Origin of the sequence: Mordavella massiliensis, from assembly GCF_016902415.1 — a bacterium.
Taxonomy (GTDB): Bacteria; Bacillota; Clostridia; order Lachnospirales; family Lachnospiraceae; genus Merdimonas; species Merdimonas faecigallinarum.
Genome location: NZ_JACJLV010000018.1, coordinates 36,849 through 47,500, shown reverse-complemented (window position 1 = coordinate 47,500; position 10,652 = coordinate 36,849). Strand labels below are relative to the sequence as shown.

The 10,652-nt window shown below is 52.2% G+C and carries 9 protein-coding genes; 3 read left to right on the top strand and 6 right to left on the bottom strand.

What is annotated here, in order from left to right; genetic code table 11:
* Positions 1 to 152 precede the first annotated feature (152 nt).
* From H6A13_RS06990 to H6A13_RS06965, 6 genes are all read right to left on the bottom strand, one after another.
* Entirely contained in the window at positions 153 to 467 is a 315-nt protein-coding gene (locus tag H6A13_RS06990) for a helix-turn-helix domain-containing protein (RefSeq protein ID WP_204908897.1), read from the bottom strand.
* Positions 468 to 547: 80 nt separating this feature from the next.
* Positions 548 to 898, bottom strand: a complete 351-nt coding sequence (locus H6A13_RS06985; protein WP_204908896.1) for a TnpV protein — start codon at positions 896 to 898, stop codon at positions 548 to 550.
* A gap of 20 nt (positions 899 to 918) precedes the next feature.
* The gene (locus H6A13_RS06980; RefSeq protein ID WP_204908895.1) at positions 919 to 1,914 is read right to left on the bottom strand and encodes a ParB/RepB/Spo0J family partition protein; all 996 of its coding nucleotides are present in this window, start codon (positions 1,912 to 1,914) and stop codon (positions 919 to 921) included.
* A 252-nt stretch (positions 1,915 to 2,166) separates the two neighbouring features.
* Positions 2,167 to 3,564, bottom strand: coding sequence for a 23S rRNA (uracil(1939)-C(5))-methyltransferase RlmD (gene rlmD / locus H6A13_RS06975; protein ID WP_204908894.1), 1,398 nt, complete (start codon positions 3,562 to 3,564; stop codon positions 2,167 to 2,169).
* A 107-nt stretch (positions 3,565 to 3,671) separates the two neighbouring features.
* Positions 3,672 to 4,613, bottom strand: a complete 942-nt coding sequence (locus tag H6A13_RS06970) for a 3'-5' exoribonuclease YhaM family protein (RefSeq protein WP_204908893.1) — start codon at positions 4,611 to 4,613, stop codon at positions 3,672 to 3,674.
* Between the two features lie 83 nt (positions 4,614 to 4,696).
* A complete protein-coding gene (locus tag H6A13_RS06965) occupies positions 4,697 to 5,980 on the bottom strand; it encodes a S1C family serine protease (RefSeq protein ID WP_204908892.1) in 1,284 nt (427 codons plus the stop codon).
* Between the two features lie 116 nt (positions 5,981 to 6,096).
* Here H6A13_RS06965 and H6A13_RS06960 point away from each other — a divergent pair, with 116 nt between their 5' ends.
* From H6A13_RS06960 to H6A13_RS06950, 3 genes are read left to right on the top strand one after another with little or no spacing between them, the layout of a single operon-like run.
* Entirely contained in the window at positions 6,097 to 8,472 is a 2,376-nt protein-coding gene (locus tag H6A13_RS06960; protein WP_204908891.1) for an endonuclease MutS2, read from the top strand.
* A gap of 20 nt (positions 8,473 to 8,492) precedes the next feature.
* Positions 8,493 to 9,200 carry a response regulator transcription factor gene (locus H6A13_RS06955; RefSeq protein ID WP_204908890.1) on the top strand — a complete coding sequence of 236 codons (708 nt, stop codon included), beginning with the start codon at positions 8,493 to 8,495 and terminating at the stop codon, positions 9,198 to 9,200.
* Between the two features lie 17 nt (positions 9,201 to 9,217).
* A complete protein-coding gene (locus tag H6A13_RS06950) occupies positions 9,218 to 10,636 on the top strand; it encodes a sensor histidine kinase (protein ID WP_204908889.1) in 1,419 nt (472 codons plus the stop codon).
* Positions 10,637 to 10,652 lie beyond the last annotated feature (16 nt).

Below are 10,652 nucleotides of genomic sequence, written 5' to 3'. Positions count from 1 at the left end.
ACTTAATAGTGTCCCATGATCCTGCACAGGTTTTTCCCACATAGGCTTCTCCTATGGCCTGACATTCCCAGATGGGAATAACCCATGCAGGGATTTCCTATGGTCTGATGTATCCAGATTTTAAAACCTGTATGGCATATTTTCATATCTGCTCATTCATTTTCCTTCCCCGAAGGTACTTCACGGACAATATATTCCGTATCCCCATAACAGCCGTCACAATACCTGATCCTGTGTCTCTCCACATATCCATGATGTTCTAATTCTTTTATCGCTGATCTTACAGAATCAATCCCATCCCTACTTAAAGATGCCAGCCCCTTCATGTTATAATTCCAGTCATCTGGCAAACTCAGCATAAGAGAAAGAAGACCTTTTGCCTTTAAAGAGAGTTTCTTATTCTTGAAATGATGATTGCTCATAACTGTAAAATTCTTCGTCTGCTCCACCCGGAACACCTGTGACATAGCTTCACCTCCAATAAAAAAGGCACAAAGCCTTTCATGACCTGTGCCGTATCTTCTATTTATTTTGTTTATCTTTTCTTTTAGGAAACGTAAATCAGTTCCGCCAAAATCATTTCCTCTGCAATTGCCCTATGCTGATTGACTGCTCTTACCCATGCCATCTGGTCATCCTCCTTATCTGGCAAAGGATCGCTCTTTTCCAGCTGTTTCAGTATAATTTCTTCCCGCTCCTTTGCTACCCGGTCAATTTCCAACAAATGCTCGCCAAGCGTATCTTTTAAAAGCATCACCTGATATTTTGCCCGTTTGCAGTTTTTCAGGTAATCCCTGCGCAAGAATCCGTATTTTCCGATATGCAACATCTGTTCTCCAGATTTATATTCCAGTTCCGGCAGCAAATACCCATTCACATTTTTATAATTCAGTTCCATAACTCTACCCTCTCTTTCCATTATATTTCCTGTTGAACATCTTTTTTCTTATTCTGATGTGCCCACCCTTTCAGTAGTTTTTCAATCAGATCTGCCTGTTGAGCTGGTGTATAATCTGGTGGGAAATACTTTCCAATCCGGTCAAAAGGAATTTTTACCTGTTCCCTCTGGTTAGGCTTGAGTTCCTGAAGAATATCATAAATCATGTCCATATCAAGCTGTTTCTGCTGGCTCATCCTCTTTAACCGGTTGGCCTGTGAAATATTCGGAATACACTGTTCCAGTTCCATTACAGCATGAAGCTCATACTGTTCTTCTTCTGTCAGAAATGAAATTTCCACTGCAGAACGAATTGCCAGCAATTCCCGGTCAACCATATCCAAAATCTTCGGTATCAGTTTTGTCAGACGAATATAACGCTTAATTTGTGTCACACTTTCCCCCACCATCCGGGCAAGCTGCTCATTGCTCCGATAACCGCCTGCAGAATCCGTCATTTTAATATTTACCTTGCCATTTTCAGAGATATCCGCTTCTAATAAAGATATCTCAACCATTTCCTCAATACACTTCGGTTCCAATGGGTCCGAAGATAATTCCTTTCTTTTTCCCTGCCGGTTCATTGCCTGTAACCGCATCTTATAAGCAAAGGCTTTTTCGCTCGGCAAAATTTTTTCTCTCTGTAAGTTACTGTCTATCATTGCGATAACTGCCTGATCATCATCCATACTACAGATGATAGCTGGAACTTCTTTGATTCCCGCCCAGAGGGCAGCTTCTTTTCTTCGATGCCCTGCAATGATTTCAAATCCTTCTCCATCCGGATTTTTACGGACCAGCAGCGGCACCAGTATACCTTCCTGCTGAATACTTCTGCGCAACTCAAAGAGTTCCTGATTTCGTTCTACTTTAAACGGATGTTCTTTGAAGTCATGCAATTCCCTTATTTTAATCATTCCAATGTCTGCACCCGGCACGTCAGTCTGTGATGAACACATCGCTTTCTTTTTTACCATTTGATTTTTCCTCCTGTTCCGTACAAAAGAAAAAGGACTCTTACCTTTCAGAAAACCTCTGAAAACAAGCGTCCTTTTCACTCTTATCTACGATATTCAAATTGAAATGTTACATCAACTTTTATGTGTCTACTCATACCACATGCAGAACTACAGACACCTCTATGCCATCCATAATCTGTTTTTTTCGTCCCTGTTTTCCTGTCGGTGCGAAACTCATATACCTCGCAAAATGCCTAAAACAAAGGATTTCTACGAATTCACCCGATGTAGACAACAGACAGTCTCCACATGCACGGTCTGGCAGAAGGGATCAAATGCCCGCACCTTCCGCACTTCGTACCCGTTCCCCCGCAGATATTTCACATCCCTGGCCAGCGTAGCGGAATCACAGCTCACATACACCACCCGCTCCGGCTGCATTTTCACGATCGTCTCAAGCAGGGCCTCGTCGCAGCCCTTCCGCGGCGGATCCACCACGATCACATCCGCGCGGGCGCTCCGGCCGGTCTCCTTCTCATACCTGGCATAATAATCCGGCAGAACTTCCTCCGCTTTTCCCACGTAAAACTCTGCATTTTCAATCCCGTTGATCCGGGCATTACGTCTAGCGTCCTCAATCGCCGCCGGCACGATCTCCACGCCGTAGACCTGTTTCGCCTGCTGCGCGAGAAAAAGAGAAATGGTCCCGATGCCGCAATACAGATCCCAGACCACCTCTGAACCGGTAAGCTCCGCATATTCCAGCGCCGCGCCATACAGCTTCTCCGTCATCACCGGATTCACCTGGTAAAAAGACAGCGGCGAAATCTGATATTTCACCGGGCCGATCCTGTCCGTAATATAATCTTTCCCATACAGCGGGAGGATTTCGCTGCCCATGATCACATTGGTCCGCTCCATATTTACGCTGCAGGAAATGCTGGTCATGCCGGGGATCTCTTTCAGCCGCCCGATCAGCGCCTCCGCCCGGGGAAGCTTCCTTCCGTTGATGACCAGACAGACCATCAGCTCTCCCGTGGAAAATCCCTTCCGCAGCAGCACATGGCGCACCAGGCCCCTGCCGCTCTCCTCGTCATATGGCTCCACGCCGTATTCCTTCATATATTCTAAAATGATCCGCAGGATCTTCTGATTTTCTTTTGCCCCAAGCAGGCAGTCCAGCTCCGGCACAGGGATGATACTATGCGTCCGGCCCGCATAAAATCCCGCCGTCAGATTCCCCTCCCGGTCTCTCCCGACAGGGAACTGGGCTTTGTTCCGATAGCGGAACGGCTCCTCCATGCCGCAGACCGGCTCCATCACCCGGTCAAGCAACTCTTCCGGCACCTCGCCCAGCCGGAGCAGATGATTCCTCACCTTCCGGTTCTTAAAAGCAAGCTGCGCCTGGTAATCCATTTCCTGGATCTGGCATCCGCCGCACCGCCTGGCCTCCGGACATCTGGCCGCAACTCTCTGATCCGAAGGCTTCACGATCTTCATCAGCCTGGCATAGCCATAATGCTTCTTCGCCTTCATCACCTTCACTTCCACCACATCGCCGATCACCGCATCCTTGACAAACAGGGTATATCCGTCCGCCTTGCCGATGCCCTCGCCGCCGGCTCCCATATCCTCAATCTCAATCACTGCAATCTCATTTTTCTGCATAATTTTCACTCCCTCATTTCAGTCGGGTACACCCTGAATGACGATTTGGGACACCCCAAATGACAATTTGGGACGTAGACCTTTTGCATTTGTCTACGTCCCCATTGTTATCCTTGCGTCTTCCGCAGGTTAGATTCAAACAGCCGGTTATACCCCAGCCAGTCGCTGCTGTTTTTCTCTCTGAAGATTTCTGTCAGTGTCTGCATCTTGGCGTCTGTGCAGTCCGCGAAGTTCAGAGCCAGTGCCTCTGCCAGCGCCGGCTTCTTCGGGGAACCGTACTCCAGCTCGCCGTGATGTGCCACGATGCAGTGCTTCAGTTCGCTTGCCAGGCGCGGCGGGAAGTCCGGGATGCTGCGGATGGCGTCGTCCATCATCTCGATGCCAATGACGATGTGGCCAAGGAGCTGGCCGTCGTCGGTGTAATCGTTGTCCGGAAATGCGGACAGTTCTTTGATTTTTCCGATGTCGTGGCAGATAGCCGCCGCGTACAGCAGGTCTTTTTTCAGGATGGGATATGCCCCCACCATATATTCACAGAATTTGACCACGCTTAAGGTGTGTTCCAGAAGGCCGCCGGCAAAGCCGTGGTGCACGCTTTTTGCCGCCGAATGTTTCCGGAAGCGTTTGATGAATTCCGGGTCGTCCACGAAATAATACTCCACTGCTTTCCGCAGGTAGGGATTAGAGATCTGCTTTACATAGCCCAGCAATTCCTGATACATGGCGTCCGGATCTTTATCTGTGGTGGGCATGTAGTCCGCCGGATCGTACTCGCCTTCGCCCGCCTTCCGGATCTGCTTGATGTTCATCTGCAGATTGTTGTTGTAGCTGATGATATCGCCATAGACTTCGATGAAGTCTTTCTCGTCATAATCTGCGATCCCGCCGGAGTTCGGGTCCCAGACCTTGCCGTCCAGGGTGCCTGTTTTGTCCTGCAGGATCAGGTTGTCGTAGGGCTTGCCGTTCCTGGTCTCCGCCGAACGCTTGCCTTTGCACAGATAAATGTTCCGAATGGTTTCTCCCTCCCGGAGGGTATTGATATATCTCATAAGTCTGCCTCATTTCTATCGATTTCTTTCCGCCTGCGCACGAAAATCTGCCCTAACTGCCCCGGGCCGGTTTCCACGCCGCATTATTCCCTGCTTCCCACGGTCACGGAAAATGTAATGTCCACATAGCCGCCGCTTCCGCGCCTCTGCCCGCGGATCCGCACTTCGTCTCCGCTGTCCTTCTCCATCAGCGCGTCATGATACGCCATCAGCGAAGACACCTCTTCGCCGCCGATGCTGGTAATGATGTCGCCGGCCTGGATCCCCGCCGTCATGGCCGGAGAATCTGTCTCCACTTCCTTCACGTATACACCTGCCGGTATGCCCTGCTGCCGGATCTCTTCCGGCACATCGATGCCTTTGACGCCAAGATAGGGAATCGCCTCCCCGTTGGACAGCTTCTCGATCATGTCCTTAATATCTGTAATGCCATAGCCTGTGACCAGGCGCATACTGTCTTCCTCGGAAATGGTCTGGTCAATGACCGCCACCACCTGGCCGTCCAGATTTACCAGGATGCCGGTGCCGTTTTCAGCCGCCGCGATGTCCGTACAGATCAGGCGGTATTCCCCGTCGGCCACATCCGCATAGTTGCGCGTGGACGCAACGGTCCCAAATCCAATGCCGTTACTGTATCCGAACTGTTTCCCCACCGCGATCACCGGGCTTCCCCTGGAAATGGTGTTGGAACTGCCAAGGTCCGCCGTCTTTATCTGGCTCCAGGTGGACTGCTGGATCTCCCCGCGGTTCACCGCATAGATGCCAAAGCCCAGATTCGCGTCCTGCTTCTTCAGCGTGGCCGCGTAAGAACTGCCATCGTGGAAGGATGCCCGGATCTCCTGCGCGTCTTCTGTCGCAGAAGTTCTGGCAAAGATCAGAAGCTCCCGTCCGTTGTCCGCAATGATCAGCCCGGACACGCTGTTCCCGGAATCATACGACTCATTCATCCAGTCCTGATCCCCGGACACACCGGTGATCTCCGCCACAAAGCGGTCCGCCTCCAGAGCCACAGCCGTCATGGACTGCTGCATCTGCCGGAAACTTTCCTGATCCAGGGTCTGCACGGCCTCCTGCTGCGCCTCCCCTTCTTCCTCCAGAGTCTCCTCTTCCTCTTCTTCCGGAATGGTCACCTTCCTGGGGTCCTCGCCAAAGATCTCCTCCATCAGCGGTTTTGACGCAAAAAAACCAAAGCAGGCTATGATACCGAACACCAGCCCCAGGCATGAGATCCTGAGCAGATCCTTTTTCAGCCGCCGGGCCGGGCCGCCTGCCTCATCCTTGATCGTCTCCTGCAAAAAAGAATATTCTTCCTGCTCCGTTTTCTGGTCATTTTCCTGCATATTTTCGAGATCTTTCTGCTCATCCATCAGAGTTCCATCTCCTTTACAGTCCTTTTATTAGTATACATGATGGCGCTTAAATGTTCAATATTTACCTTTTCTTTATCCGGCAAATAAGGTAGAATAGGGGTTAGGTGAAGCATATGAATCAAAAAACATTAATCAAATTAGAATACAACAAAATCATCGAATTACTGACAGGCCATGCCTCTTCTTTCGGCGGCCAGAACCGCTGCCGGAAGCTGAAGCCCATGACCGATATTGACGCGGTGCGCCGTTCCCAGGAGGAAACCGCCGCCGCTTTTACCCGCATTGTCAAAAAGGGACGTCCCTCCTTTGGAAATGTCCAGCCGGTCAACGACTCTCTCAAACGTCTGGAGATCGGCGGGATCCTGGGAAGCGGGGAACTCTTGCGGATCTGCAAGGTCCTGGAAAATGCGGCGCAGGTCAAATCCTACGGACGCCATGAAAACAGCGACGATCAGGAGGACTGTCTGGACCCTCTGTTTGCCAGACTGGAGCCCCTTTCCTTCCTAAGCGCCGAGATCCGCCGCTGCATCCCGGAAGAAGACGAGATCAGCGACGACGCAAGCCCTGCTTTGAAGCAGATCCGCCGCTCCATGGGACAGATCAACGACAAGGTACATTCCACCCTGTCCTCCCTGGTCAACGGGTCTCTCCGGACTTATCTGCAGGACCCCATCATCACCATGCGGGGCGACCGGTATTGTATCCCTGTAAAAGCAGAGTACAGAAGCCAGGTGGCCGGACTCATCCACGATCAGTCTGCCACCGGCTCTACGTTATTCATTGAGCCCATGGCTGTCGTAAAATTAAATAACGACCTGAAAGAACTGTATGCAAAGGAGCAGGAGGAGATCCAGGTGATCCTGGCCCGGCTAAGCGCCGACACCGCCGGATATACCGACGCCATCCATACGGATTACACGGTATTGACTGACCTGGACTTTATCTTTGCAAAGGGCGCCCTTGCCCTGGAAGAGAACGCCTCCATGCCCATTTTCAACACCGAAGGCCGGATCCACATCCGGGAGGGACGCCACCCGCTTCTGGACCGGAAAACCGTGGTTCCCATCACCGTGATGCTGGGAGAGGATTTTGATCTTCTCATTGTCACCGGCCCCAACACCGGCGGCAAGACCGTTTCCCTGAAAACCGTAGGCTTATTTACCCTGATGGGACAGGCCGGGCTTCACATCCCTGCCCTGGACCGCTCAGAGCTTGCCATTTTCCACCAGGTATACGCGGATATCGGAGACGAGCAGAGTATTGAGCAGAGCTTAAGTACCTTCTCCTCTCATATGACCAACATCGTTTCCTTTTTAAAGGATGTGGATGAACACTCCCTGGTCCTCTTCGACGAACTGGGAGCCGGCACGGACCCCACAGAAGGCGCGGCCCTTGCCATCTCCATCCTGCATTACCTGCATGAGCGGGGCATCCGCACCATGGCCACCACCCACTACAGCGAGCTGAAGGTCTATGCGCTGTCTACGCCGGGCGTGGAAAATGCCTGCTGCGAATTCGACGTGGAGACGCTCCGTCCCACCTACCATCTGCTGATCGGCATCCCCGGCAAGAGTAATGCCTTTGCCATCGCAGGGAAACTGGGGCTTCCGGAGCACATCATCGCCGACGCCAGGACCCGGCTCTCGGAGCAGGACGAATCCTTCGAGGATCTTCTGACCGACCTGGAGTCCAGCAAGCGGACCATCGAAAAGGAACAGGCAGAAATCGCCGCCTACAAGCGGGAACTGGAACGCCTGAAGACAGAGATCAACGAGAAAAAGGAGAAGCTGGAAGCCCAGAGAGAGCGGATCATCCGGGAAGCCAACGAAAAGGCAAGAGACATCCTTTCCGATGCCAAGGAAACCGCAGACGAGACCATCCGGGCCTTCCGCAAGTCCGGCAAAGACCAGATGTCCGCCGCAGAACTGGAGCGGGAACGGGAACGCCTCCGCAAGAAGATCGATTCCGTCAGCTCCCACACAAAGCTGGGAACCGACAAGCCAAAGAAGCAGCATAAGCCTTCCGACTTCAAGCTTGGCGAATCGGTCAAGGTCTTAAGCATGAACCTGACCGGCACCATCACTTCTCTGCCAGACGCCAAGGGAAATGTCACGGTGCAGATGGGCATCCTCCACTCCCAGGTCCACATTTCCGACCTGGAGATCCTGGAAGAAGCGCCTTCCTACAGCGCCAAAGGCATGCACCGCACCTCAAAGGGCAAGATGAAGATGGGCAAATCCTTCTCTGTAAGCCCGGAGATCAACCTTCTGGGAAAAACGGTGGACGAAGCCGTGGCAGCCCTGGATAAATACCTGGACGACGCCTCACTGGCCCATCTGTCCAGCGTGCGCGTGGTCCACGGAAAAGGCACCGGCGCGTTACGGGCCGGCATCCACAACTATCTGCGCCGGCAAAAGCACGTCAAGTCCTTCCGCCTGGGAGCCTTCGGAGAGGGCGACGCAGGCGTGACCATCGTAGAACTGAAATAACACATATAAAGGAGACATCCATGGTAAATAAACAGAAAATCCTGATCGTAGATGACGATGAAAATATTGCGGAACTGATCTCCCTCTATCTGACCAAGGAGTGCTTTGATACGCTCATGGTCCACGACGGGGAAAAGGCTCTGATCGCCTTTGATTCCTACCAGCCCGACCTGATCCTCCTGGATCTGATGCTGCCGGGGATCGACGGCTACCAGGTCTGCCGGGAGATCCGGGCGCGGTCAAATGTGCCCATCATCATGCTCTCCGCCAAGGGCGAAGTCTTTGACAAAGTCCTGGGCCTGGAACTGGGCGCCGATGATTACATTATGAAGCCCTTTGACTCCAAGGAAATGGTGGCCAGAGTCCGGGCGGTGCTGCGCCGTTACCAGGCCGTGCCAAAGCCGGAGTCTTCCGCCGCAGGCAAAGAGAAACGGGTGTCCTACCCGGGCATCACCATCAATCTGACTAACTACTCGGTCATGGTGGACGGCCAGACCGTAGACATGCCGCCAAAGGAACTGGAACTTTTATACTTCCTTGCCTCTTCTCCCAACCAGGTCTTTACCAGAGAACAGCTCCTGGACCAGATCTGGGGCTATGAATACATCGGAGATACCCGCACCGTGGACGTGCACATCAAGCGCCTCCGGGAAAAGATCAAGGATCACGACTCCTGGAGTTTAAGCACTGTCTGGGGCATCGGCTATAAATTTGAAGTAAAATCCTAAGCATCAGAAAGGAACCCATGCGAAGCACACTGTACCTGAAATTCATCATTTTATATGTGATATTTGGCTTCTTAAGTCTGTTTACGGCAGCCACCCTGACCTCGGGCCTGGTGGAACAGCCATTAAGGCGCTACATCGCCTCCAGCATCTACCAGGAGGCGAGCCTGGTGGCAAACGACTACCTGCCCCAGTATTTTTCCGAGCGGCTGTCCTTAAACGACGTCCATCTTCAGCTTACCGGCATGGAGACACAGCTTGGCGCTTCTGTCTGGTTTCTTTCCCAGGACGGGGAAGTCCTGACTTCGGCCAAATCCGAAGGCTACCCGGAAGCGCCCGATATGGTGGAGGATTTCGATCCCGCGGAAGGCGGAAGCGCCCGCTACCAGATCGGCACCTACCACTCGTATTTTGAAGAGGACGTGATCACGGTCATCGCCCCGGTCGTCTATGGCTATTCCCCCCACGGCTACCTTATGATCCACAAGTACGCATCCGACACCCAGGACCTGCAGTCCATGCTGATGCGGGCCGTATACATCACGCTGATCGTGATTTTCCTTCTGTCCTTTGTGATCCTTCTGGGCTTCCAGTTTTTTGTCTACCGGCCCCTCCACAAGATCACGGAGGCAGCCACCCAGTACGCTTCCGGCAACCTGGACTACGAGATCCCGGTCCGCACCGAAGACGAGATGGGATACTTATCCGCGTCTTTGAACTACATGTCGTCCCAGCTGAAGGATATCGAGGATTATCAGAAGAAATTCGTGGCAAATGTTTCCCACGACTTCCGCTCGCCCCTGACTTCCATCAAAGGCTATGTGGAGGCCATGGCCGACGGCACCATTCCACCGGAAATGCATGAAAAATATCTGAAGATCATCCTTTTTGAAACAGAGCGCCTGACGGATCTGACCCGGGATCTTCTGACACTGAACGAGTTCGACAATAAAAATATGCTGCTGAACCGGGAGAAATTTGACATCCATGAAGTCATAAAAAATACAGCCGCCTCTTTTGAAGGCACCTGTACCCAGAAAAAAATATCCATTGAACTTCTCCTCGCCACCAAGCATCTGCCGGTCTACGCGGACAAACGCAAGATCCACCAGGTCCTTTACAACCTGTTGGACAATGCCATCAAGTTCAGCGACCCGGAGTCCACAGTCACCATTGAGACCACGGAGCGTGGAGAAAAAGTCTATATCTCAGTAAAAGATTACGGGATCGGCATCCCAAGAAATGCCCTGAACAAGATCTGGGAGCGGTTTTATAAAACCGACCTCTCCCGCGGAAAAGATAAGAAAGGGACCGGCCTCGGGCTTGCCATTGTAAAGGAAGCCGTCCAGGCCCACGGGGAAAATATCAATGTGGTCAGCACAGAAGGCGTGGGTACGGAGTTTATCTTCTCCCTTCCCAAGGCCTCCCCGGACGCATAAAAACGCATCATTACAG

Coding starts and splice junctions, on each gene's coding strand:
- H6A13_RS06990 (WP_204908897.1), bottom strand. CDS start 467: ATGTCACAGGTGTTCCGGGTGGAGCAGACGAAGAATTTTACAGTTATG.
- H6A13_RS06985 (WP_204908896.1), bottom strand. CDS start 898: ATGGAACTGAATTATAAAAATGTGAATGGGTATTTGCTGCCGGAACTG.
- H6A13_RS06980 (WP_204908895.1), bottom strand. CDS start 1,914: ATGGTAAAAAAGAAAGCGATGTGTTCATCACAGACTGACGTGCCGGGT.
- rlmD (WP_204908894.1), bottom strand. CDS start 3,564: ATGCAGAAAAATGAGATTGCAGTGATTGAGATTGAGGATATGGGAGCC.
- H6A13_RS06970 (WP_204908893.1), bottom strand. CDS start 4,613: ATGAGATATATCAATACCCTCCGGGAGGGAGAAACCATTCGGAACATT.
- H6A13_RS06965 (WP_204908892.1), bottom strand. CDS start 5,980: ATGGATGAGCAGAAAGATCTCGAAAATATGCAGGAAAATGACCAGAAA.
- H6A13_RS06960 (WP_204908891.1), top strand. CDS start 6,097: ATGAATCAAAAAACATTAATCAAATTAGAATACAACAAAATCATCGAA.
- H6A13_RS06955 (WP_204908890.1), top strand. CDS start 8,493: ATGGTAAATAAACAGAAAATCCTGATCGTAGATGACGATGAAAATATT.
- H6A13_RS06950 (WP_204908889.1), top strand. CDS start 9,218: ATGCGAAGCACACTGTACCTGAAATTCATCATTTTATATGTGATATTT.